A 23729-nucleotide genomic window follows, 5' to 3' on the forward strand; every position below is an offset into this window, starting at 1 on the left:
CGCTTTAGGTAATTCCCATCACGGCACACGTTACGGGTCCTCGTCTGCGAATCCCGGGCGTGCACCGATGCCAGTTTTTATACCTGGCGGTCATTTTTATGGCTTCATGAGCATCCTGCCCTGCTATCAGGCACAGAAAAGGTTGTTAAACGGATAGTAATTCGTCGGCCTCATCTTGAAGCAAATTTTGATAAAAGATACAGCACTAGCGAGCCGAGCAGAAGGGTGCGCGGCGGATTGTCGTCGCGGCGTATGATGTTAGCTATCCACAACGATACCCCTACTGGAGACGGCTTATGGCACGCCAGGAAGTCACATTCGACGAAGTTGCAGAGGCGGCCATCAGCCTGCGGGACGACGGCGCCCGGCTCAGCATCGACGCGGTGCGCGAGGCGCTCGGCACCGGTTCTCCCAACACCATTCACCAGCATCTGCTGGCCTGGCGCGCCAGCCAGGCCACACCGCCCGAGCCGCCCAGGGCGGATATTCCGGAGTCGGTCGCGACGGTCCTGAGCAACTGGGCGCAGCAGTTCGCGCACGAGGCCGGGGCCGGCGTGCGCGACGCGCTGGCGCAGTCCGACAGCGACATGGCGGACCTGCTCGCGGCAAGCCAGCAGCTCGAAGCCGAGCGCGACGACCTGCGCGCGCAGTTGACCGGCATGACGATCGCGCGCGACCAGGCTCTGGCGACGGTGAGTGAGCGGGATGAGGATATCCAGCGCCTGACGGTGGAGCTGCGCAACGCGCGCCTGGTTGCCACCGAGGCACTGGTGGGCAAGGCAAAAGACCAGCTGGCCATCGAAGGCAAGAATGAGCAGCTGGTGGACTTGCGCGCACAGATCGAGCGCAATGTGGCGTCGCAGGCAGCGGTATCGGATGCGCGCCTCACCGCCGAGATGGAGCTGATCGGCGCCGTGACCGCGCGCGACAATTTCGAGTCGGAGATCAAGGATCTGCGCGCGCGGCTCGATGCCTCGAACGCCGAACGCAGCGCCTTGCGGGCCGAGGCGGAAGCGCTGCGCGCGCAGCAGTAGCCGGGGCCTGCGCCGCGCTCTTCACCCGTATGGCGGTTCAGGTCCGGTTGATCGACACGCCGCCATCGGTGATCAGGCTCGATCCGGTCGTGAAACTCGATGCATCGGACGCCAGGTACAGCGCCGATTGTGCTATCTCCTGCGGCCGCGCCAGACGCTTTAATGCATACAGCCCTTCGACGAAGGCGCGCACTTCGGACGTGTTGGTGAAGGCCCGCCCCATCGGCGTATCGGTGCCGCCCGGCAGAAGCGCATTGGCGCGGATGCCCTGCGCACCATATTCGACTGCGATCACTTGCATCAGGCCGATCAGGCCGGCCTTGCTGGCCGCATAGGCGCCCATTCCCGGAAAGCCGACGGTGTGGCCGACAAAGGTCGACGTGAAAATGATCGAGCCGCCGCCGCGTTTGAGCATCGCCGGAATCTGATATTTCGCGCCGAGAAAGGCGCTGGTGAGGTTGGTGCCCAGGATAGCGTTCCAGGCCTCGGCCGACATGCCGGCAACGGGCATGCTGTCGCCTGTCGTGCCGGCGTTGTTGAAGGCGATATCAAGTCCGCCGAAGCTGCCGACGGCCACTTCCACCAGGGCGCGGGCAGTGTCCTCTTCCCTGATGTCGCCGGCGACGGCAATCGCTTCGCCGCCGCTGCGTTCGATCTCGGCAACGAGCACGTCCAGCTCGGCCTGCCGGCGCGCCGTGACCACCACTTTGGCTCCCTCGCGCGCGAACAGCCTGGCCGTCTCGTAGCCAATGCCTGAACTTGCGCCCGTCACAATCGCCACCTTGCCTGATAACTGGTTCATTTACCTATCCTTATGCTGGTTGTCTGTCGGGCTTTCAGCATAGGGGAGGCTTGATCGCCGAGCTATCCGTTTCTTGCTGCGACATGCGGCGGGCGCGGATTCATTGAACCGGGCACTCGTTCTTTTGCGGCCGCAGGCCGCCGGCGGCATGATTGCGGTACGATCGGCCCCGAGCTGCGCATGGCCGCTGTCGCCACGCCGTCGTACTTCGCCCCTGCTGGCCGGCAACGCCGCGCAAGCTCATTGCGCATTGCTGCATTCATCCGTTTTGCAGCCCGGAGCGGCGTGTACGTCCGGGAGTTCGAGCGCAAAGGCCAGCCCTTGAATGTGGGCGCGGAGGGCCAGGTGGTATTCAACACGACGCCGCATGTGGTGGCCGCGGCACTGGCCACGCCATTCACCGTGGACCGGGAGAGCAGGCGAATCAAAAGGCATGGGGCAACAACCATAAATTTGCCTATTGCACCGCTCTGTCCAAGATGTCCGGCGTCGACAAGGAACCAAAGTGCTTCAAATTCGACGGTACGGACGACTATGGCTGCGACCGAGTAGACGGCTGACGGGCTTTCAACCGTTCAATGTATCGAACTCGATGACGGTGGCGCCGATCGCGTGCGCGAATTCATGGTCGTGCGTGGATACAAGGATGACGTTGTTACCGCTGCGCGCCCGCAGCAGCTCGATCAGGACCAGGCGCGCGGCGGCGTCGAGCCCGTTCGACGGTTCATCGAACAGCATCACGCACGGCTCGCCGATCCACGCCGCGGCCAGCATCAACTTCTTCTGCGTGCCAAGCGACATATCGCCGCAGCGCGTGTCCAGATGGTTCCCCAGACCGAAACGCGCGCAGATGTCCAGCACCTCGGCGGCGAGCGTGCAGCGTTTGGCGAATGCCACGAACGCGAGCAGCTCGCGTCCGGTCATGAAGGGATAGACCGGGCACTCATCGGGCGCGTAGGCCAGGCGCGCCCTGGCGGCGATGGACGCGTCCCGCAGCGACTGCTTGTCTATCCAGACCGTGCCGCTGTCGGCTTCCACCGCACCTGCCAGCACGCCCAGCAGGGTCGACTTTCCGATGCCATTCGGGCCGCGCAGCGCAAATGCACCGCATGCGAAATGGTGGCTGACATTGCGCAGGACGCTTTTGGCGCCATATGACTTACAAACCTGTTCAAAGCGCAGCAAGGTAATCCTCCTGGTTGATCAACGCAATCGTGAACGCGCCCCACGTGCCCGCCACGATCGAACTGAGCACGACCGCATGCCGCTCATTGAACAGCTGCGGCACGCGCAGCACGCACAACAACGCGACACTCGATGCGGCGCTGGCAATGATGCTCACTGGCGAGGCTACGTGATGAACCAGCAGCGCGACGCCGGGAATCGCAAGAAAAGGCAGGGCGAGCGTTACCACAACCACGATGTCGAACATGCGCCACCACGCCCGCCGCAGAGGCAGCGCCGCGAAATAGCCGGCAGCATCAACATGCGCCATCTGCAAGCCGCGATACAGGCCGCTGATCGACAGCGCCATGAGCACCTGCGCGATGACCGCAGCCCCGACAGCGCGCCCGTCATGGTCGAATACCTTCATCAGCGCGAGTGCGGCCACCGCAATACAGCCGGCGCCCATGGCCTTGCCGATCACCTCGGAACGGCGCTGGCGGAACAGCACACCGGCCGAAATCAGGATGGCAGGATGCAGCCGGCGGCTCATCGCCACCAGCAGCGCGGCAAGCGGTGCGCCGGCACGCCCGAACGCGTCTTGCCAGCGTGGTGCCGCGCGCGGAAGGCGCATCGCCAGCAGCGCGCAGGCACCCAGCCCCACGAGCACGCACGCGCCAGCCTGAAAGGGGGTGTGGACGACGGCCGCCAGCAGCAGATTGCCCGCCGCGACCGCGATCCAGGCCAGGCGGCGCCGGTCCAGCGCGCCCAGTTGGGCTGCCAGCGCCAGCAGGCCGACAACGAGCATCAGCAGAAAGTTCGCTCCTTGCCCGTGGCCCACGCTAACCACGAGAAGCGCGCACACCAGCGGCACCAGCAGTGGGCTGTCGGCCAGCACCAGCACGATGGTATCGACCCGGCGCCGGTAGCGCTCGGTGAACGGGAGCGAGCGGGCATACGCCATGAATGCCCCGCCTGTGATCTGCTCGCGCTGCATCAGTGCCCACATGACCGCGATGGCATGGAGCACCATGAGATAGCCGAAGCGCCACGCAGCGCCATGCTCGGGCGAGAGCAGCACCAGCAGCGGCGTGGCCAGCGCATCGACATTCGAGAACAGCGACATGTTGGCCGATGCCAGGATGCCGCACAACAGCACCAGCGCCTGCCAGCGCCGCAGCAAGACGCGCGCCGTGCTGACGGCATACCAGCGCAAGCGAAAGCGCAACAGGGTGGCGGACGAGATGCTGTTCTCCAGATGGGTCGACTGGCGCCGAGTGTAGGGCAGGATGATTAGCGAAAGCTTAACAACCTCCGATCCTGGTCCTGCCCGTCACAAACCCCTGTCGCCACCTTCTCAGGTCCGCGCCATCAAGCGCACGCTCAAGGCCAGGTCAGCGAAAACATGCCTTCCCGGGCCGAGCCGATCAGCACCTCGCGCGAGCCGGGCAAATAAAGCAGCCGCCGGCTCGACGGCGGGATACCGGATCGCTCATCGAGCGTCGCAACATGGCGCCGCTCCGCATCGAGCAGCACCACTTGTCCTGCCGAGAACAGAATCCACCATCGGCCCGCATCGTCGATGACGAGATCGACCGGATGGCCCAGCGGGCGAGACGGCTTCGGTTCGATCGCAAACAGCACGGGAACCATGCGCTCGCCGTGCCAGTACTGCACGGTAGCACCGACCGCACCGACGATATTGCGTGACGCATTGCGGTACAGCGCTTCAACGCGCTCTGCCGATATGCGTCGTGGGCTTCCCCTGGCGTCGGCTTCAATGATGCCAATGCGCGTGCCGGCCCACACCCGGCCGTCAGGCCAGGCCATCAGCCGGCCGCTCGGCTGTGCCTGGCGGTCCGGCAGCGGCAAGAAGCGGGCGCTGCCTTCGTTGGGCAGGAAGTGCAGACCGGCGGAACCGCCGCCCAACGGCGTGCTGCCGGCCGCGATCCAGATGCCGCCGGGCGCTATCGCCACATCGAGCGGCGTCGCGCCTTGTTCAAGCTCCACCGCTTGCGTTCCTCCTGGCCGCAGACGCAGCAGGCCCTGCGACAACTGCACGGCAATGATCTGGTCCGGCTCGGCGTAGGCGGCGGCGCCGTACACACCAGCCGGCAGGTCGACACCAGCCCGCCACTGGCGCGCCACCTGCCAGCCGTCCGGGCTGCGTGACAGCTCCAGGAGGCCGGCAGTCGGCGAACTGAGAAGCGCAAGCGCACCCCTCGCTTTGTACTCCATCGGCAAGGCGTCGATGGGAATCTGGGGCCCGGGCGCAGGCGTCAGGGCCAGCGGCGTGCCGTCCTTCCCAAGTTGCCAGACGGCGGCGTCGGTGGCCACCAGCAGGCCGAGGCGGGCGTCATGGGCTAATGCGGTGGCGTTGCTCACACGCGGGTCGGTGGAAAGCGCCTTGAGCGGCCCGCAGCTCAAGGCATGCACGCCGGCGCCGGCGCGCGCGACGATCAGGTCCGGGCCCGATTGCACCAGCCCTGTCACCTGCTCCTTGAAGCTGGCCTTGGAGCAGTGGGGCCTGAGCCGGCCGTTCTTGTCCAGGCTCATCACGACATGGCGGCGCGAAGCGGGATTGGCCGCGGACTGGGTCACCATCACCAGAATGGTGGAGCGGCCATCGGCTGCTTTGGCGATGGCGGCAACGCCAATGGTGCCGGCGGGCGCGCCGTCGGCAAGGCGCCAGGTCCGCAGTTGCCCGCCGCACTGGCGCGCATACCAGGGCCGCTGCGCCGCGCCATCGACCTGGATGCCGGCGAGGTGAAAACAGCCATCCTTGCGGTCGGCCAGGCCTGCCGTGGCCACGACCCCGCCGCCGAGCCGCACATCCCAGGGTTGTACGCGCTCGCCATCCCAGTGCCATAGCGATGCTTCAGGCTGGCCCTCGGCGCCGTAGGAATCGCGTTGCGTGAGCTGAAAGATCACCGAGGTCCCTCGGGTGGAAGCCAGCACCAGGTCGGCCGCCAGGGTTTGCTGGCCAATTTCCGGTGGCGCGATCGGCGAGCTGCTGCGCTCGCGCGGGTCGACCAGAACCAGCCCGCCCTGGGTGCCCACCACCAGACGGCCGTCGGGCAGCGCTGCGAGTTCCTGCGCGACGGCCGAGGGCAAGCCCTGGCCGAGATCGAAGCGCATGGTGCGCACAGCGCGTTCATACCCGATCAAGCCGCCGCCGCGGCTGGCCACCCACAAGCGCCCGTCCACGACCGCCATCGCGGCGCCCGCCAGGGGCGGCTCCAGCACGCGCCGCGCCGGCGGCAAGCTGGCGGCGAACGCGTGTCCGATCGATGCGACGGCGAACAGGGCGGCGATCAGGCGCCCTGCGCTCTTGCTCTGGTGTGGGGCGCGCATCAGTAGTCCGATCCTCCCGAGGTGGTGATGACGGCATAGGGCGGCGGAACGGTCCACAGGCCGGCGGCCGGAGAGGTGGAGATGCGTTCGTTGCCGTCCAACGCGTCGCGCGTGCGGGTGCGGTAGTACAGGCGCGTGAGGTGGCCGCCGCTTTGCAGCGTGGTCCACTGCGCCGCATTCGGCGTCCAGGTGTCGGAGCATTCCGGCGACGCCGGCGTGGCGGTGTTCAGGTCGACCACGCGCCAGCCGCTGTTGATGGTCGATGCCGGCGAGAAGGCCGGATCGGTCGACGCTTCAACAATATACTTGGCATTGCAGATCGCCGCGCCGCTGACGGGGCGGGCGCTGGTGCCGGTGAAGCGGAAGCGCGGGCCGGTCCAGACCTGGAAGGTCGGTGCGGGGCCGCCCAGCTTGAGGAAATCCGTCTCGCGGTGCGAAATGCCGTCCACCACCAGATCGTCGGCGAGATCGTTATCGTTCATGTCGATCACCGCGTCGCCGCCGTTTTCGCCGGCGGGGCAGATGGCCGCATCGGAGGTAGTGTTGTCGCCGTCGATACAGGCCGATGGCAGGGCAAACACGCCGCCCTTCGCGAACCCGGCAAGCACTTTGTTGGTCGTGTGGTTGCCGTTGTGCGCGAACGCCGGCGGACCGCCCGGCAAGCCGGAGGTGGCCCATTGCTCGACCATTTCAAGTTCCAGATCGCGCAGCACGTTATAGATGCCGCGGTCGCCGCTTCCCGGCGCCCCGGACAGGCCGGCGTTCTTGAGCGCGCGCGTGAAGCGCACAAAATACTGCGGATGCCCGGACGGCCTGCACTTGCTGCGCATGCCCTCGCGCACTTGCCACAGGATCGCCGAACCGATCTGCATGTCGGCGTAGTCGATGGTCGAAAAGTCCCGGTGTTCCGGGAAATGGTCGCCCGGGATGGCGGGATTGAACGGCGTCGTTACTTCATGCAGGCGCGGCAACCTGCCAGCCTCATCGTGGCCGCGGCTGCCCTGGCAGTTGTTGCTGGCATTCACGCCGCCCAGGTTCTTGGCGACCCAGCCGGCGGTGCAGTTGGTGTTATCGAAATGGTCGGCCCAGGCGTCGGCCAGGTCGTGCAATTTGCTCATGCCCACCGGAATGGCACAAGGCGCCATGCCGCACCAGTTGCTGGGGCGGTCGTCGGTGAATCGTTGCACGGCATTGTGCGCCAGCTCGTGACTGACGACCGTGTTGTCGTGGGCAAAATTCATGTAGTTGGCGCCGGCCGTCGTGCCATCCGAATAGTTGGGACATGCCGCGTCGAAGTAGCCCTGGCAGGCGCCGAAGTCCATGCTGGACCAGGCATTGCAGCCGGCCGAGCCCGACTCGATGCGCGGGTTCCATGGGCTGGTCGGGAAGGGCGTGAAGATCCCGTGGGAGATCGACGTCTTCCAATTCATGTGGAACACGCCGAAGTAGTTCACCTGCTGGAACCTCGGATTGGCGCCGCTGGAACAGACGCCGCTCGCGCCATTGTTGATGGGCGCCTGGTTGAAGTTCGCCAGGGTGGCGCTGCTCCCGCCCAGCGTGCTCGATACCGACACGTCCTCGGCATCGAAACCGTCGCCCTGGTGGTCCACGCGCGAGACGACGCCGGCCAGCTTGAGCGTGTATTGTCCGCCGACCGCGGGATCGACCGCGAAGCTGCGCACCTGGGTCGCCCCGGTGCCGGGATCACGCCGCCACACATTGCCCACCGCGTTGACGTCGGAGACGAGCGGGCGCATCTTCAAAATGGTGCCTGTCGCGGCATCGGACCAGACCCGGAACGGCACCGGCCTGCCGAAGCTGATGCCGCGCACGACCATGCGCCATGCGTAGCGCAGGGAAACGCCGCCGGCGCTGTCGTTACCATAAGGCAGCAGTACCAGGAATGGACCGTCGAGCACGCGCTTGCCGTCGACGCTGTCGATGCCCTTGACCCTGCTCAGGGCGGCATACGCGCGCAGATCGGCGCCTTCAGGGCTTTGCGGGCGCGCGTTGGCGATCGAATAGCGGTGGATCAGCGAGCCGCGCACGCTGGTGACGGTCTGGCCTTCCCAGCGCGATGCCAGCAGCATGGTGTGCTCGATCGGCACGTCGCCTTCGACCTGCATGAAGGGATAGATAATCTCCTGGCGTTCGATGTCGGCCTTGAACTGCGAGTAGGTCAGGCCGCGCGCGATCATCAGGTTGCGCTCGACGTCGTCGGTGGGCGCGCGCTTGCCGAGGAAGGCGTCGACCATGTCCAGGGTGCGCGGGCGCGTGGCTTTTTCGTTGCCCTGGTACTCAAGGGAGAGCAGCTGGGCGACGCCGTCGAGCTGCGGGCGCGTTTGCGGCAGGCCGGCATCCGGGGCGCGGCGCAGACGCCGCATGCCGCCTTCGAAGCGCATCGCGGTCAGCAGCGGCGTGATCACTTTATCGGCGACATCGGCGGCAGAGAGCGTGGCCGCTTGTCCTGGCGGGATGCGCAGGAAAACGTGGCCCATGTCCTGGTTGGGCAAGGAGGCTTTCGCACCTTGCGGCAAGGCTCGCATATCCACCACCGGTGCGCGGCCGGGCTTGATGTCGGGGGTATCGATCGATGGGAAGGTGACTTCCGACGGGGCAGGGCCGTTGGCCAGCCGTCGCGGGTCCGGCGCCGTGGCAGCCAGGGCGGTGCAACTGCCCATCAGGAGTGCGATTGCACCGAGCAATGGGCGCAGCTGAAAGCGGCGCGGGAGCGAGCGTAGAGAGTCCATGTTGCATCCTTCCAGGGAACTAACGAACGATTGACCAAAATCAGTATAGGTACTGTATTTACAGACAATCTCACCGATTGTCACTGTGGTGAAAATGGTAAAAAAGAAGCGCGCCAGGGCAGCTGGGCGGGCAGGTTGGCAGGGGCAGTCATGGGCCTTGAGGGTATGATGTTCATTCCCCAAGATCAACATCAAGATACCGCAGCCGCCGGGTGGCGCGCCCGTGGTCCCGCCAATGACTTTTTTGAAGAACCCCATGCGACCACGCTCGACGAACATCCTGATGGCCGCCGCGGGCCTGCTCGTTTCCGCCGCGATTCAAGCCGCGCCCGGCAAAGTATGCGACGTCGACACTGGCAAGAAATACCAGGCGAGCCAGGATCATGCGCGCGCTGTCGCGTGTTATGAAATTGGTGTGGCCAACGGTATCGGCGAAGCTTTCTTGCTCCTCGGGAGCATGCGCCTGGATGGCCTGGGGGTGCCCCAGGACACGGCAAAGGCGAAGGAGCTGTTCCTGCAAGCTGCGGCGAAAGGCGTGGCGCCGGCCATGTACAACCTCGGCGTGATGCACGAGCGGGGAGTTTTGGGAGCGCCGGATATGCCGGCGGCGGCAAAATACTATCGCCAGGCCGCCGATCTCGGTATGGCCGAAGCACAGGGGAACCTCGGTCTCATGTACTTGAACGGCAACCTGGTGCCCAGCGATTACGATGAGGCTGAGCGGCTATTGAAACTGGCTGCGGCTGATGGCCAGGTCCAGGCACAGTTCAACCTGGGCTTGCTCTACATTAATGGCTTCAGGAAAGCGACTCACCTCGGCCAGGCTGCGATCTGGCTTGAGCGCGCAGCCCTGCGCGGCCATCCTGTTGCTCCGAAAGTCCTCGGTGACATGTATGCCGGCGGCCATGGCGTGACAGCGGACCGGAAGCAGGCTGCTACCTGGTTCTTCATCGCCGACCGGGCCGGCAATCCTGACGCTGTAAAATCGCTGGGCAAGCTCCCGGGCGGCTTGAGCGAAGCGGAACGCGAGGCTGCGCGCAAGGGTATGCGGGAATTCCTGGACAAGCAAAAAGTCGTCATCGCGCGCGTCGCATCGTCCTCGCCCAACGACACGACTCCCATCCGTTCGCGTTGTGCCGTGGCCGTCATCACGATGGCGCCGCCAGAGTCGAGCGGCGACGGGGCAGCCCAATTCAAGCGCTTGATGGCCCTCACCAATCAAAATACGAGCGAATTTCTTGTCGATCAACTGCGCGACTACCGCTTGCTGGTGTTGAAGATCGACGCTGCCGACGCCGCGCGCGCGGGTGAATCGATGACTACCGCGATGCGGGAAAATGACTGTTCCCAGGCGATCGAATTGACCCACGAATATGGCAAGGCGGCGGGCGGCGGCGGCTTCGTGCAATACACGCTGAACGTCTACAAGCGTCCCGCCAACGGCGCGCCACGGGGCGATATCGTCCACACCAAGGTCTACCGCACCGACATGGCCGAGGCCTTCGAAAGCCTCGATTTCAGGACCCTGGCCGGCGTGTTCGTGGAGGATCTGAAAGCAAGCCGCATCCTGGTCGAAGCTGCCAGATAAGTTCCGTGCGCGGTGGCCCCGGGCCCGAACATGTGGGGTCACAAGGCCGGATGCTAGCGGCGTGGTGCGGGCAGATGCCACCGCAATCGGGAACCCTGATTTGGCACCTAAGGTCAAATCCGTGGTGGTGCCGTGATCGTACTGCTTACCGGTTTGCTGAACTTGCCACCTGATCAGTGCCAGGGCCGAAGCGTTTCAACTCGTACTCGAGCGCCTCTAATGACGAGGCCAGCGCATCCTCATTCGCCGACCACCATCCTTGCTGCTTGCACTCGCGAAGGATACGATGCGATTGCAAAATAAATGAATCGATAAACGGCCTGGCCGCAGCTTCGCCTGTCGCCGTTTCAAAGCCGCTCCGTATTCCGTTCACGGCCCGGAACTCAAACGTCGCGGCGGATGTTTTCAGCACTTTCACCGCATAATCTCCTTCCATGAAAGGCACGGTCACGGTGCAACGATCGTTATCCGACAAGCGCAGCAGTGCCTGGGCCCACCAACCCAAGATGGTGACCACAAAATCGTCCCACCCCTCCGTCGGAAATGCAACGCCTCCGATGGTGAGGAAGAGGACCCCTGTAGCTGCCCCATTTGGCCGCGTCTTCACCGTCGATGGATCGGTAGTCAAAAAGGTGTCGCTGTTCATATTTCAGCTTGTCCTGACAGTTCTTTGTCTGACTTTATCGAGTGTGCACACGAGTGCGGTCGCTGAATAGAGCCAATAAAATTGGCCGTGTTTTTCTCGGCTAAGCTCTTGATTCTACAGGTAGCGAAGTTTTCGGCAAGTTGGTCGAGGAGGCAGCAGCCCGGTTCCAGAACCTTGCCGCGACGAGCGTGCGGCTGTCATTGCCGGAAGAGCTGTGCCCTGAAATAACAACGCCCCTGTTCGGGGCGCCGTGTGGGTGAACAGCTGGAGAGAAAATGCTTCCTCTCCAACGCTGGATTACCTGCGATAGACGCGGACGTAGTCAACCTGCATCCGGTTCGGGAATACCGTAGACCCATCCGGGCTACCGGGCCAGTTGCCGCCGACGGCCAGGTTAAACAGGAGGAAGTACGGCGCATGGAACTCCGACGTGCCGTTGATGCCCCCGGCGATATTGACTTCGTGGAACTTGTTACCGTCCACATACCAGCGGATCACCGAGGCATCCCACTCCACGGCATAGACGTGGAACTGCGAGAAGTCCACGTTGCCCGATGGGCCGCCATAATTGGCATACGCGTTGTTATGATCCGACCAGTGGATGGTGCCATGGGTAACCGCTTCGGAATTGACGTGCTCCATGATGTCAATTTCGCCGCTTGCGGGCCAGCCCACGCTGCTGATGGAGTTACCCAGCATCCAGAAAGCCGGCCACGTGCCCTTGCCGGTCGGGATCTTCATGCGCGCTTCCATCCGCCCGTACTGCCAGCTGGCCTTGTTCTGGGTGGTAATGCGGCCCGAGGTGTACTGCTTGCCCATATAGGCTTCCTTGCGCGCCTCGATCACCAGTTCGCCGCCGCTGACACGGATGTTCTCCGGACGTGCGGTGTAGTACTGCAGCTCGTTGTTGCCGCCGCCATTTCCGTTGACCTCGATGTTCCACTTCGAGGTGTCCAATGAGGTGCCGTTGAACTCGTCCGCCCAGGCCAGCGTCCAGCCGCCAGGTGGCGGAGGCGTTGTGCCGCAGCTGGCGCCGGCGATACTGATCCAGTTCAGGTTGAAGCCCGCACTGCTGACGAACGTGCCGAGGTTGTAGGTACCGGCATTCACGTTAATCGTGCGCTGCACGGTGGTCCAGTTCTGCCAGCCACCCGTTGCGGGAACCGAGGTGGTGCCCAGCGGGATCGTGCCTCCGTTGAGGTCGGCCGAAATCACGCCGCCGGCTGAAGGGGCCGCGACACGGTAGGCAATGGTATAGGCGCCGCTGCTAGGGAAGGTAATGTTGTTGTGTGCCAGCCATTCGCCGTTGGCAGTCCAGGCAACGTTATAACCTCCGCCGGCATCGTTAGTGGCTTCAATATCGACGTTGTCGGTGCGGTGCTGGTTACCTGTATTGCCGGCAGTGGTGTCGAACGCGTTGGCATAGTCTTCAGCCTGGAGCGTGCAGATGGGGGCGATGTTGGAGCTGGAACCTGCCGCACTACCTGTCTGCGCCAGGGCTGTGGGAGTTTTCCCACCATCGCCGCTGTTGCTCGCCGTGTTATCGCCACAGCCGGCCATAGTGCCGGCAGCCAATAATGATGCCAGCACGACGTTAATCGTCTTCATCTTCATGTCGAAAGTCTCCGAAGTTATCGTTGGGGTTTTACGTTCGGGCAACAACCACTTCCAAGCGGCGTTATCTGCAATAACGATGGCTATGGAAGCGTTTCCACTGCAATTGAGTATCCAGCACATTTGGCGTATTGTCAAAACCCGCACAAGTCTGATGGCACTTTCGGCCCGGTTCTGTCGGGTTTACGTCAAAGTTTCTTCGCGTTATTATGCGGTCCGCACGCCATCGACGACCACAGCAAGCGCAAGCAGCCCGGCAATGAAACGGGAGCTCCCGTTGTTCTGACTGCCGGAGCATCCTCCCCTGCCATGTGAATTTTGCATAAGCATTGTCGTTGCCACCCGTTCATGGGTATATTGCACCATGCGACGGTCGGAATTCCCGGGCCGTAAGGAAAAAACGACGTGAACACCAGACACCTGCTCTTCGCATTTGCCGCACTGCTCTCGCTCGCCCCCCATGGCGCGGCGCAGGAGTCGCCGACCTTGCGAAAAATCGCGGAAACGGGCGTCATCAGCATTGGCTTTCGCGACAAATCGATCCCGTTTTCCTATCTCGACAAGCAGCAGCGGCCGACCGGCTATTCGATCGAACTGTGCTATCGCATCGTCGACGCCATCCGCACCCGGCTCAAGGCGCCCGGCCTGGAAGTGATGCTGCGCCCGGTCACCTCCGCCAACCGCAGCGCGTTCATGGTCAACGGCATCGTCGACCTCGAATGCGGCTCGACCACCAACACGCTCGAGCGGCAAAAGGAGCTGGCGTTTTCGGTGACGACCTTCGTCGCGGCCACCAGCCTGGTAGCGAAAAAGACGGCCCACATCGATTCGCTGCAAGCGCTCAAGGGCTCGACCGTCGTGTCGACGGCCGGCACCACGGCCATCCACGCGCTGGGGGAAACCGCCCAGGCACAGGGGCTCGACCTGCACATCATTCCGGGCCGGGACCACGCCGAAGCGTTTTCGATGGTCGAGGCCGGCCGCGCGGTCGCGTTCGTGATGGACGATGTGCTTCTGCACGGGCTGGTCGCCGCCGCCAAGGACCGGAGCATCTATGCCATCGTCGCCACCGATTTGCCGGTGCAGCCGTACGGGATCGTCGTGCGCAAGAACGACCCCGAATTCAAGAAACTGGTGGACGAAGCCATCGTCGCGCTGTTCAAGTCCGGCGAAGTGCAGCAGATCTACCGCAAATGGTTCGCGCCACTGCAGCTACCGATGAGCCCGGCTCTGAAAAAGGCGATTGCCGCGCCCACCGATTCGGGCGACCCGGCCGCCTACCGGTGAAGCAGGGAATTGGCGCGGTCTACCGCGCCCCTGCGCAACGAGCCTGCCTTGCAAGGCAGGCTTCCTTCGCCCGTTATCATAGGGCTAATCCTAGAAAAGACTTTTCGCCGTCCCGCAGCAGTGAAAACGCGTCATGAAAATGGCGCCGCCTACAAAAAACCCTCGTCCCTTTAGGAGATCGCATGCTTCACAAAAATCCCGCGCAATCGATGATCGCGCTGTTCGGCCTCCTGTTCTGCATGGCCTCGGCCACGCAGGCGCAACAAGCCGCGCCCAAGCTGGCCAACGTGACCATCCTGGCCACCGGCGGCACCATCGCCGGCTCCGGCGCGACCAGCACCACCACGGTCGGCTACACCGCCGCCACGGTGGGCGTGCAAAACCTGATCAAGGCGGTGCCGGAACTGGCCAAAGTGGCCAATGTCACAGGCGAGCAGGTATTCCAGATCGCCAGCGAGAACATGACCAACGAGCACTGGCTCACGCTGGCCAAGCGCGTCAACGTGCTGCTGGCGCAGAACAACGTCGATGGCGTCGTCATCACCCATGGCACCGACACGCTGGAAGAAACGGCTTACTTCCTGAACCTGGTGGTCAAGAGCCGCAAGCCGGTGGTGCTGGTCGGCGCGATGCGGCCATCGACCGCGATCTCGGCCGACGGTCCGATCAACCTGTATAACTCGGTGATGCTGGCAGCGAGCCCGGAAGCGGTCGGCAAGGGCGTACTGGTGGCGATGAACGACCAGATCCAGTCGGGGCGCGATGTCACCAAGGTCAATACCTCGACCCTGGACAGCTTCCGCACCAGCGAACTGGGTTTGCTCGGCTACATCCAGGGCAGCAAGCCATTTTTCTATCGCCAGTCGCTGCGCAAGCACACGACCGAGAGCGAGTTCGATATCGGCACCTTGCAATCGCTGCCGCAGGTCGACATTGTGTACGGCTACGCGAACATGAATCCGCTGGCGCTCGACGCCTTCATGGCGGCCGGCGCGAAGGGCATCATCCACGCCGGCGTGGGCGATGGCAGCCTGGCCGCCAAGGTCAAGCCGGCGCTGGTTGCCGCACGCGCCAAGGGTGCGGTCATCGTGCGCGCCAGCCGCGTGGGCCAGGGCATTTTGGCGCGCAACGGCGAAGCCAATGACGACGAGCTGGACTTCGTCGCGGCCGATACGCTCAATCCGCAGAAGGCGCGCATCCTGCTGATGCTGGCGCTGACCAAGACCAGCAGCACCAAGGAAATTCAGCGGATGTTCTATACCTACTAAGTTCTGCCTGGGAGCCTGCCCTGCATGGCAGGCCCCCTACCCAGGCGGCTAGAGCGCGCCGCCCGGCGCCGGCCGGAAGTCGTCGATGACGATGCCGTGCCGGTGCAGCTTGTCGTACAAGGTCTTCTTGCCGATGCCGAGCGCATCGCAGATCGCTTGCGGACGTCCGCTGTGCTGCTTGAGCGCCTGTTCCACCAGGGTCTTTTCGACCATGTCCATCTGCTGCGCCAGCGTCATCGGGGCCGCAGCCGCATCGGCGGCGCCCAGGTGCATCCCCGGCAGTCCCAGCACGAAACGGTCGGCCGCGTTGCGCAGTTCGCGCACGTTGCCCGGCCAGTCGCCGGCCATCAGCTTGAGCATGTCCTGTCCGGCCAGGGCCGGTGCAGCGCGCCCGTAGCGCAGCGCCGCCTGCAGCGAAAAATGTTCGAACAGGATCGGAATATCCTCGCGCCGTTCGCGCAGCGGCGGCAGTTCGAGCACGGCGACGTTGAGCCGGTAATACAGGTCGCTGCGAAACTTCTGCTGCTCGCTCAGTTCCTTCAGGTCGCTCTTGGTGGCGGCGACGATCCTGAAGTCGACCGGCACGCCCTGGTTCGAGCCGAGCCGCTCGATCTTGCGCTCCTGGAGCGCGCGCAGCAGCTTGACCTGGAGCGCCATCGGCATGCTTTCAATTTCATCGAGCAGCAAGGTGCCGCCGTCGGCATGCTCGATCTTGCCCACGCGGCGCTTGCTGGCGCTGGTGAACGCGCCCGCTTCATGCCCGAAGATCTCGCTCTCGAACAGGCTTTCGGGCAGGCCGCCGCAATTGATCGCGACGAAGTTAGCCTTGCTGCGTTTGCTGTGCTCGTGCAGGCAACGCGCCACCACTTCCTTGCCGGTGCCGGTTTCGCCGAACACCAGCACGTCGGCCGGCGTATCGGCCAGGTTCAGTATCTGGCGCCGCAGTTCGCGTATCGCCGGCGAGTTGCCGAGCAAGGTCGCCTCGATCCCGCGCCGGTCCTGCAGCTGGCGCTGCAGCGTGTCCACTTCAAGGCGCAGCGCGCGTTTTTCCATGGCGCGCGACGCCACCTCGACCAGGCGCTCCATCGCGAACGGTTTCTCGATGAAATCGTAGGCGCCGCAGCGCATTGCCTCGACCGCCATCGAGACGTCGCCATGGCCGGTCACCATGATGACCGGGATGGTGGCGTCGAACGCGCACACGCGGCGCAGCAGTTCGAATCCGTCCATGCCGGGCAGGCGCACGTCGCTGATGACGATGCCGGCAAAGCCGCTGCGCAGTTGCCCTAGCGCGTCCTCGGCCGACTCGAACGGCGCCACGTGGAACCCGGCCAGCTCCAGCGTTTCGGTGACGCTGCTGCGCACGGCCAGGTCGTCTTCGACGAACACGATGGTGAAACCTTCATACATGACTTGTTTCCTCTACTAGTGGCAGGTCCAGTTCGAAGGCGGCACCGCCCGGAAGATTCGACGCGCGCAAGGTGCCGCCGAAGTCGCGCACGATGTCGGCCGAAATGGCAAGGCCGAGTCCCAGTCCCTGGCCCGGCAGCTTGGTGCTGAAAAACGGCTCGAACAGGCGCGCCATCACGGCTTGCGGAATGCCGGCGCCGCTGTCGCTGACCCGGATGTGCGCGCGTCCGCCCGCGCTCCACAGGCGGATGGCCAGGTTCTTGACCGGCGCGTCCAGCATGGCGTCGAGCGCGTTGGCGCACAGGTTGATCAGCACTTGTTCGAGCCGGTTGGCGTCGCACATGGCGCGCACCGACGGCGCCAGGTCCAGCTGCACGCAGGCGTGTTCGGTGCGGATCCGGTTCTCCAGCAGCTGCAAGGTATTGTCGACCGCCTTGGACAGGGTCAGTGGGGCCATGGCCAGGGGCGTCTTGCGCGAGAAGGATTTGAGCTGCTCGGTCAGGCGGCCCATGCGTTCAGTCAGGTCGCTGACCGAGCGCAGGTTCTTTTCCACGCGCGCCAGGTCGCCGCGCTTGAGCAGCAGCTGGGCATTGAAGGAAAGCGAGCGCAGCGCGGTGAGCGGCTGGCTGATTTCGTGCGTGATACCGGCCGACATCTGGCCGAGCAGAGCGAGTTTGCTGGCGTGCAGCAGGTCGTCCTGGGAAGCGCGCAGCACCTGTTCGGCGTGTTCGCGTTCGCCGATCTGGTGCAGCAGTTCGCGGTTCATCGCATGCAATGCGGCGGTGCGGTCGGCAACGCGCAGTTCCAATTCATCGTGCGCGCGCTGCAGCGCTTCGCGCGCCTGCAGGCGGCTCGCTATCGCGCGCCGGCGCATCGCCACGAACATCGCGAGCAAACCGAGGAACCCGGCCAACAGGCCGGCGGCCACGGCGTTTTGCCCGGCCTGCAGCTTGACCGGCGCGGCATTGGTGAGCGTGAGCAGGCGCCAGCCCTGGCGCGCCATCGGCCGGCTCTGGCTCGCGTAGCGGGTCGATGGCGCGGCCGGATTGAGCGCGCGCCACGCGACGACCGGCTTGCCCTGGTCGATGGCCTGGAGGTCGGCCTTGCGGTTGCGCCACTGGGGCGCGGACGAGAGAACGATCGTGCCGTCGGCGTCGAGCACCATGAAAAAATCGTTGTGCGACTGCGCGGCCGCCGCGACCCAAGTCGACTCGATCGGGTCGAGGCTGATCTTGACCACCACCACGCCGAGCACCTGGCCGCCTTGCAGCACTTGCTGGGCGAAATAATACTCGGGCGAGTTGCGCGCCGCCGCGCGCGAAAAATAGCGCGCAGGCCCGCCCTGCATGGCGCCGGAAAAATACGGCAGGGCTGCCAGATCCATGCCGACGCTGGTCTCCGGCTGGTACCAGTTGCTGGCCGCCCGCACCATGCCCGCCGTGTCGAGCACGAAGATGGCGAGCGAGCCGGCGCGCGCGTTCAGGCTGGTCAGGCGCTTGTTGGCGCGCTCGCGCAGGCCGGCGCCGGCCGGGTTCCTCAGCAGGGCATGGACATCATGATCGAGGGCGACGATGCCGGGCAGGTATTCATGCCGGCCCAGTTCGCTTTCGAGGGCCGCCGCGTACAGGTCGAGCTGCTGCGCCTGGACCTCGCCAAGCTGCGCATAGCCGCGCCGTTCGCTCCATGCATACACGAAGGCGACGGCGGCGCTCAGGCCGATGATCGCGGCCCATGCCGCGACTGTGCCCACGGAGCGGGAAACGGCAAATTGTCGGAACGCCTGCAATGCTCACCTCGGCGCGTGTGGTTAGTGTTGGCGCGGTCCGGCAAGGGGAGGCGACTGCGTTCTATCTTACCCCAGAACATTCTTCCGGATATCAATTTCGGCAATAGCCAACAGGGCGGGTTTCTAAATCCACACGCCGGGAAACGGGTTTGTGTGGAATACCGCACGCGCGCCGCTTATCGGCGTTTCCGGACGATTGAAAATATCCATTCCAATCAAGGCGGTGCGGCGCTTCTGGGAATATTTACATTGCTGGCATGCAAACTGCTATGCATAGGAGGTAGGGATGGAAACACATGCCGAATAATCGGCAGTGCAATGGGTGACGGTCAATCGCGCCGGCCCATAAAAAAATAAATATAAGCGGGAGACAGCAATGGACATGAAATGGGTCGAAGACTTTCTTTGCCTGGCCGATACGCGAAGCTTTTCGCGTTCCGCCAGCGAGCGGCACTCCAGCCAGCCGGCATTCAGCCGGCGCATTCGCTCGCTTGAAACCTGGCTCGGCGCCACGCTTGTGGACCGCAGCTGCAACCCTCCCTCGCTTACGCCGGCAGGCCACGTATTCCGCGGCCATGCACTCGGCATCATGCAACAGGTCCACAAGGCCAAGCATATCCTGCGACACGCTTCGGATTATCCCGGCGGCGCCATTTAGATTACTCCCCATCGCGGCAATTCACCTGTTCCATGCACGGCTTGGAATGGAGCGGTATTGCCGATCAAATATAAAAAACGTTAAATAACAGAGGAAACAAATGAATAAGATCATTATCGCCATCATGGCATCGAGCCTGGTTCCGGCGGCCGCCATGGCGCAGTCGGCAGTTACCGTGTATGGCGTGGCCGACGTCGGATTTGTGCGCGAAACGGGTGGCGCGGAGGGCAGTGTCAACACGATCAACAGCGGTGTCGGCTCCGGTTCGCGGCTGGGCTTCAAAGGCAATGAAGACCTCGGCGGCGGCGTCAACGCCTACTTCGTCCTGGAAAACGGCATGAAGATCGATACCGGCAGCGCGGCCCAGGGCGGCCTGCTGTTCGGACGCCAGGCCTACCTGGGCGTGTCCAGCAAGCTCGGTGCGGTCAGCTTCGGGCGCCAGTATTCGCCGTACTACCGCGCCATGCGCGATGTCGTCGATCCGTTCTGCGACGGTTTGGCCGGCCAGGCGGGCAACATCACGGTCTCGAACGCCCGCCTCGACAACATGGTCGGCTACGCGTCGCCGACACTGCATGGCTTTTCGGCGGAGCTGGCCGTGGGCGTCGGTGAAGTGCCGGACAATTCGGCCGCCAAGCGCGCCTACAGCACGGTGCTGTCGTATACGGCCAAGAGCCTGGCCGTCTCGCTGGGCTGGCATCAGCAGCAAAATGCGCTGGCCACCGACAGCAGCGCCAATACGCTGCTCGGCGCCAAATACAACTGGGGCGTGGCCGAGGGGCACCTGGGCTACGCGCGCAACAAGGGCCTGGGCGGGGCGCGCAGCGAAGACGCGATCGTCGGCGTGAGCGTGCCTTTCGGCGCGCACAAGGCGTACGCCTCGTATGTCCGGCATGACGACACGACCCACGCCAACCGCGACGCTTCCCAATGGGGGCTCGGCTACACCTATGCACTGTCCAAACGCACCGACGTGTACGCGGCCTATGCGCGTATCGGCAACCGTAATGGCGCCAGCTTCAAGGTCGGCAACGCCACCACGGACGGCACCGGCAACACCGGGGCCAACCTGGGCATCCGCCACACCTTCTGATCCTGTTGAGTTCCCCCCCGGCCGCCGGGCGGCCGGATTATCGCTTCGTGCTTTCTTCACCCCTTTGGAGTTATCCGACATGAATTATGCAAAATATCTCGTTGTACTGCTCAGTGCAAGCCTGTTCGGCGCCGCAGCGCAGGCGCAGGAACTGACCGGCACGCTGGCCAAGATCAAGAAAAGCGGCGTCATCACGCTGGGCGTGCGCGACGGTTCCATTCCCTTTTCCTACCTGGACGACAAGCAGCAGTACCAGGGCTATTCGATCGACCTGTGCATGAAGGTGGTCGCCGCCCTGCAAAAGCAGCCGGGCCTGGCCTCCTTGAAGGTGGCGATGAATCCGGTGACCTCGGCCAACCGCATCCCACTGATGGCCAACGGCACGATCGACCTCGAATGCGGCTCGACCACCAACAACCTGGAGCGCCAGCAGCAGGTCGCCTTCGCCCCGACCATGTTCGTGGTCGCCAACCGCCTGCTGGCCAAAAAAACGTCGAACATCCATACGCTGGCCGACATGAAGGGCAAGACGCTGGTGGCCACTGCCGGCACCTCGACCCTGAAGCAGATGACGATCCTCAACCGCGAGCAAAACCTGGGCATGAACATCGTCGTCGGCAAGGACCATCCCGAATCGTTCCTGATGGTCGAAACCGGGCGCGCCGCGGCCGAGGCAAACGACGACATCCTGCTGGCGTCGCAACGCGCCAACGCCAAGCGGCCGGACGACTACCAGATCACGGCCGACGCGCTGTCGGTCGAGCCGTACGCGATCATGCTGCGCAAGGACGACCCGGCCTTCAAGAAGGCGGTCGACGACGCCCTCATCGCCTATTACAAGTCGGGCGACGACGTGTATCGCCTGTACCAGAAGTGGTTCCTGTCGCCGATTCCGCCAAAGGGCATCAACCTGCGCTTCCCGATGCCGCCGGAGCTGATCAACGTGCTCGCCAGGCCGACCGATTCGCCCGACCCGGCCGCGTATGCGGTGGTGCCGGACGCGCAAAAAGCGGCCTCCAAAAAGCGTTAATTTTTCTGTAGCCCAGCCTGGAACAAACTAAATACTATGAACTATCACTGGAACTGGCGCATCTTCTGGGAGATTGCGCCCGATGGTGCCGGCACGTATCTCGACACCTTATTCTCGGGCTTGATGTGGACCTTGGCCACCGCGCTGACGGCCTGGATCATGGCGCTGGCGCTCGGCCTTGTGGTCGGCACCGTGCGCACCACACCGAACACATGGCTGGTACGCCTGGCCAACGGCTATATCGAACTTTTTCGCAACGTGCCGCTGCTGGTGCAGATGTTCCTGTGGTATTTCGTCGCTCCCGACGTGCTGCCGCAAGCCGTCGGCGACTGGATCAAGGCCCTGCCCAACGCGCCGTTCGTCACGGCGGTGCTGTGCCTGGGCACGTTTACCTCGGCGCGGGTGGCGGTACAGGTCTCGGCCGGCATCGCCGCTTTGCCGAGCGGGCAAAAAATGGCCGGCACCGCGCTCGGCCTGACGCTGGCGCAGACCTACCGCTACGTGCTGCTGCCGATGGCATCGCGCGTGATCCTGCCGCCGCTGACCAGCGAGTTCCTCAACATCATCAAGAACAGTTCGGTGGCGTTAACCATCGGCCTGATGGAACTGACTGCCAGCGCCCGCGCGATCCAGGAGTTTTCGTTCCAGGTATTCGAGGCCTTCAGCGCCGCGACGCTGGTCTACGTGCTGGTCAACGCCGTGGTCGTGTTCATCATGCACCGGATCGAGAAAAAAGTGGCGATTCCCGGCTTTATCGTCGCCGGCGGCGCGGCGGGGGGACACTGAGATGGCGCTCGACTTCGATTTCGACGTGATCGCCCGCTCGTGGGTCTATCTGTTCCAGACCGGGATGGTCTTCACGCTCAAGCTGACGGTGCTGGCCATGACCGGCGGGATCGTCCTCGGTACGCTGCTGGCGCTGATGCGCCTGTCCAGCATCCGCGCGGTGTCGCTGCTGGCGTCCGGCTACGTCAACCTGGTGCGCTCGATCCCCCTGGTGCTGGTGATCTTCTGGTTCTACTTCCTGGTGCCGTATATCGCCGCCTGGATCATCGGCGCCAACGAGCCGGTACAGGTGGGCGCTTTCACGTCCGCGCTGATCACTTTCATCATGTTCGAGGCGGCCTACTACTGCGAGATCATGCGCAGCGGGATCGGCTCGATCCCGCGCGGCCAGGTATGGGCGGGGCGGGCGCTGGGCATGACGTACTGGCAGACGATGAGCCACGTGGTGCTGCCGCAGGCGTTTCGCAACATGATTCCCCTGCTGCTGACGCAGACGATCGTCCTGTTCCAGGACGTGTCGCTGGTGTACGTGCTGTCGATTCCCGATTTTGTCGGCGCCGCCAGCAAGGTCGCCCAGCGCGACGGCCGCCTGGTCGAGATGTACAGCTTCGTGGCGCTGGTGTATCTGGTCCTGGGCCTGGGGCTGTCGTCCCTGGTGCGCCGCCTGCAGCAGCGCGTGGCGATCATCCGCTAGCGCTTTTCAATTGGAGAAGAAGAATGATTGAACTTAACAATATCAGCAAATGGTACGGCAAGTTCCAGGTGCTCACCGAGTGCACCACGCGGGTCGGCAAAGGCGATGTGGTGGTCATCTGCGGCCCGTCGGGTTCGGGCAAGTCGACCCTGATCAAGACCGTCAACGGCCTTGAGCCGTTCCAGAAGGGGGGCATCAGGGTGGACGGCGTGGAGGTGGGCGACCCGAAAACCAACTTGTCCAAGCTGCGCGCGCGGATCGGCATGGTGTTCCAGAATTTCGAGCTGTTCCCGCATTTGTCGATCCGGGAAAACCTGACCATCGGGCAGATCAAGGTGCTGGGGCGCAGCGCCGACGAGGCCAACGCCAAGGGCCTGAAGTACCTGGATCGGGTCGGCCTGCTGGCGCAGCAGGATAAGTTTCCGGGTCAGCTGTCGGGCGGCCAGCAGCAGCGCGTGGCCATTGCCAGGGCCTTGGCGATGGATCCGATCGCGATGCTGTTCGACGAGCCCACCTCCGCGCTCGACCCCGAAATGATCAACGAAGTGCTCGACGTGATGGTCGGCCTGGCGCAGGAGGGGATGACGATGATGGTCGTCACCCACGAAATGGGTTTCGCCAAACGGGTGGCCAACCGCATCGTCTTCATGGACCAGGGAAAGATCATCGAGGACTGCACCAAGGACGAGTTCTTCGGCACCCGGCGCTCGGACCGCGCGGCCGACTTCCTGGCCAAGATCATCCACTAAAAGACACCACCTTCAA

Annotated in this window: 19 protein-coding genes; 10 read left to right on the top strand and 9 right to left on the bottom strand. The window is 63.9% G+C overall.

Translation table 11 applies throughout. The annotated features are described in order from the left end of the window. The first annotated feature begins 296 nt into the window (after window positions 1-296). Window positions 297-1034, top strand: coding sequence for a DNA-binding protein (locus tag CR152_RS01760; RefSeq protein ID WP_099873245.1), 738 nt, complete (start codon window positions 297-299; stop codon window positions 1032-1034). 37 nt (window positions 1035-1071) lie between these two features. Here the strand turns inward: CR152_RS01760 and CR152_RS01765 are convergent, their stop codons facing one another. From CR152_RS01765 to CR152_RS01785, 5 genes are all read right to left on the bottom strand, one after another. Continuing rightward, window positions 1072-1836, bottom strand: coding sequence for an SDR family oxidoreductase (locus tag CR152_RS01765; RefSeq protein ID WP_099873246.1), 765 nt, complete (start codon window positions 1834-1836; stop codon window positions 1072-1074). 567 nt (window positions 1837-2403) lie between these two features. Beyond that, on the bottom strand, window positions 2404-3021 hold the full coding sequence (locus CR152_RS01770) for an ATP-binding cassette domain-containing protein (RefSeq protein WP_099873247.1): 618 nt from the start codon (window positions 3019-3021) through the stop codon (window positions 2404-2406). Beyond that, window positions 3008-4228 carry a DUF6136 family protein gene (locus tag CR152_RS01775; protein ID WP_099873248.1) on the bottom strand — a complete coding sequence of 407 codons (1221 nt, stop codon included), beginning with the start codon at window positions 4226-4228 and terminating at the stop codon, window positions 3008-3010. The genes CR152_RS01770 and CR152_RS01775 overlap by 14 nt, the downstream gene beginning before the upstream one ends. A 155-nt stretch (window positions 4229-4383) precedes the next feature. Beyond that, entirely contained in the window at window positions 4384-6354 is a 1971-nt protein-coding gene (locus CR152_RS01780) for a hypothetical protein (protein WP_099873249.1), read from the bottom strand. Beyond that, a complete protein-coding gene (locus CR152_RS01785) occupies window positions 6354-9104 on the bottom strand; it encodes a hypothetical protein (protein ID WP_157778287.1) in 2751 nt (916 codons plus the stop codon). The genes CR152_RS01780 and CR152_RS01785 overlap by 1 nt, the downstream gene beginning before the upstream one ends. Window positions 9105-9339: 235 nt before the next feature. Between CR152_RS01785 and CR152_RS01790 the strand changes: the two genes are divergently transcribed. Further along, the gene (locus CR152_RS01790; protein WP_099873251.1) at window positions 9340-10692 is read left to right on the top strand and encodes a tetratricopeptide repeat protein; all 1353 of its coding nucleotides are present in this window, start codon (window positions 9340-9342) and stop codon (window positions 10690-10692) included. A gap of 145 nt (window positions 10693-10837) precedes the next feature. On the opposite strand, the gene CR152_RS01795 is transcribed toward CR152_RS01790, so the two are convergent. Next, complete coding sequence (locus CR152_RS01795; protein ID WP_099873254.1) at window positions 10838-11338, bottom strand: hypothetical protein; 501 nt, start codon at window positions 11336-11338, stop codon at window positions 10838-10840. 297 nt (window positions 11339-11635) lie between these two features. Then, the gene (locus CR152_RS01800; protein WP_208640054.1) at window positions 11636-12952 is read right to left on the bottom strand and encodes a carbohydrate-binding protein; all 1317 of its coding nucleotides are present in this window, start codon (window positions 12950-12952) and stop codon (window positions 11636-11638) included. Window positions 12953-13357: 405 nt separating this feature from the next. Between CR152_RS01800 and CR152_RS01805 the strand changes: the two genes are divergently transcribed. Both CR152_RS01805 and CR152_RS01810 read left to right on the top strand, forming a co-directional pair. Then, window positions 13358-14239, top strand: a complete 882-nt coding sequence (locus tag CR152_RS01805; protein ID WP_099873256.1) for an amino acid ABC transporter substrate-binding protein — start codon at window positions 13358-13360, stop codon at window positions 14237-14239. A 182-nt stretch (window positions 14240-14421) separates the two neighbouring features. Further along, window positions 14422-15507 (top strand): type II asparaginase, encoded by a 1086-nt coding sequence (locus tag CR152_RS01810; RefSeq protein WP_099873258.1) that lies wholly within the window; start codon window positions 14422-14424, stop codon window positions 15505-15507. A 48-nt stretch (window positions 15508-15555) separates the two neighbouring features. Here CR152_RS01810 and CR152_RS01815 read toward each other — a convergent pair whose 3' ends face one another. Both CR152_RS01815 and CR152_RS01820 read right to left on the bottom strand, forming a co-directional pair. Continuing rightward, window positions 15556-16917 (bottom strand): sigma-54-dependent transcriptional regulator, encoded by a 1362-nt coding sequence (locus CR152_RS01815; RefSeq protein ID WP_099873260.1) that lies wholly within the window; start codon window positions 16915-16917, stop codon window positions 15556-15558. Then, a complete protein-coding gene (locus CR152_RS01820; protein ID WP_167399863.1) occupies window positions 16910-18667 on the bottom strand; it encodes a sensor histidine kinase in 1758 nt (585 codons plus the stop codon). Before CR152_RS01820 ends, CR152_RS01815 begins: the two co-directional genes overlap by 8 nt. A gap of 412 nt (window positions 18668-19079) precedes the next feature. On the opposite strand from CR152_RS01820, the gene CR152_RS01825 reads away from it, so the two are divergent. From CR152_RS01825 to CR152_RS01850, 6 genes are all read left to right on the top strand, one after another. Further along, a complete protein-coding gene (locus CR152_RS01825; protein ID WP_099873264.1) occupies window positions 19080-19361 on the top strand; it encodes a LysR family transcriptional regulator in 282 nt (93 codons plus the stop codon). A 100-nt stretch (window positions 19362-19461) separates the two neighbouring features. Beyond that, entirely contained in the window at window positions 19462-20454 is a 993-nt protein-coding gene (locus CR152_RS01830; RefSeq protein ID WP_099873266.1) for a porin, read from the top strand. Between the two features lie 79 nt (window positions 20455-20533). Continuing rightward, window positions 20534-21484, top strand: a complete 951-nt coding sequence (locus CR152_RS01835; protein ID WP_099873268.1) for a transporter substrate-binding domain-containing protein — start codon at window positions 20534-20536, stop codon at window positions 21482-21484. A 36-nt stretch (window positions 21485-21520) separates the two neighbouring features. Then, entirely contained in the window at window positions 21521-22270 is a 750-nt protein-coding gene (locus CR152_RS01840) for an amino acid ABC transporter permease (protein ID WP_099873270.1), read from the top strand. Window position 22271: 1 nt separating this feature from the next. Next, a complete protein-coding gene (locus CR152_RS01845) occupies window positions 22272-22964 on the top strand; it encodes an amino acid ABC transporter permease (RefSeq protein ID WP_099873273.1) in 693 nt (230 codons plus the stop codon). Window positions 22965-22987: 23 nt separating this feature from the next. Further along, window positions 22988-23713: an amino acid ABC transporter ATP-binding protein gene (locus CR152_RS01850; RefSeq protein WP_099873275.1), complete on the top strand. Its 726-nt coding sequence runs from the start codon at window positions 22988-22990 to the stop codon at window positions 23711-23713. Window positions 23714-23729 lie beyond the last annotated feature (16 nt).

The organism is Massilia violaceinigra (genome assembly GCF_002752675.1).
GTDB lineage: Bacteria > Pseudomonadota > Gammaproteobacteria > Burkholderiales > Burkholderiaceae_D > Telluria_A > Telluria_A violaceinigra.

Coding starts and splice junctions, on each gene's coding strand:
- CR152_RS01850 (WP_099873275.1), top strand. CDS start 22,988: ATGATTGAACTTAACAATATCAGCAAATGGTACGGCAAGTTCCAGGTG.
- CR152_RS01765 (WP_099873246.1), bottom strand. CDS start 1,836: ATGAACCAGTTATCAGGCAAGGTGGCGATTGTGACGGGCGCAAGTTCA.
- CR152_RS01840 (WP_099873270.1), top strand. CDS start 21,521: ATGAACTATCACTGGAACTGGCGCATCTTCTGGGAGATTGCGCCCGAT.
- CR152_RS01845 (WP_099873273.1), top strand. CDS start 22,272: ATGGCGCTCGACTTCGATTTCGACGTGATCGCCCGCTCGTGGGTCTAT.
- CR152_RS01760 (WP_099873245.1), top strand. CDS start 297: ATGGCACGCCAGGAAGTCACATTCGACGAAGTTGCAGAGGCGGCCATC.
- CR152_RS01785 (WP_157778287.1), bottom strand. CDS start 9,104: ATGGACTCTCTACGCTCGCTCCCGCGCCGCTTTCAGCTGCGCCCATTG.
- CR152_RS01810 (WP_099873258.1), top strand. CDS start 14,422: ATGCTTCACAAAAATCCCGCGCAATCGATGATCGCGCTGTTCGGCCTC.
- CR152_RS01815 (WP_099873260.1), bottom strand. CDS start 16,917: ATGTATGAAGGTTTCACCATCGTGTTCGTCGAAGACGACCTGGCCGTG.
- CR152_RS01835 (WP_099873268.1), top strand. CDS start 20,534: ATGAATTATGCAAAATATCTCGTTGTACTGCTCAGTGCAAGCCTGTTC.
- CR152_RS01780 (WP_099873249.1), bottom strand. CDS start 6,354: ATGCGCGCCCCACACCAGAGCAAGAGCGCAGGGCGCCTGATCGCCGCC.
- CR152_RS01830 (WP_099873266.1), top strand. CDS start 19,462: ATGAATAAGATCATTATCGCCATCATGGCATCGAGCCTGGTTCCGGCG.
- CR152_RS01790 (WP_099873251.1), top strand. CDS start 9,340: ATGACTTTTTTGAAGAACCCCATGCGACCACGCTCGACGAACATCCTG.
- CR152_RS01800 (WP_208640054.1), bottom strand. CDS start 12,952: ATGAAGATGAAGACGATTAACGTCGTGCTGGCATCATTATTGGCTGCC.
- CR152_RS01795 (WP_099873254.1), bottom strand. CDS start 11,338: ATGAACAGCGACACCTTTTTGACTACCGATCCATCGACGGTGAAGACG.
- CR152_RS01825 (WP_099873264.1), top strand. CDS start 19,080: ATGGACATGAAATGGGTCGAAGACTTTCTTTGCCTGGCCGATACGCGA.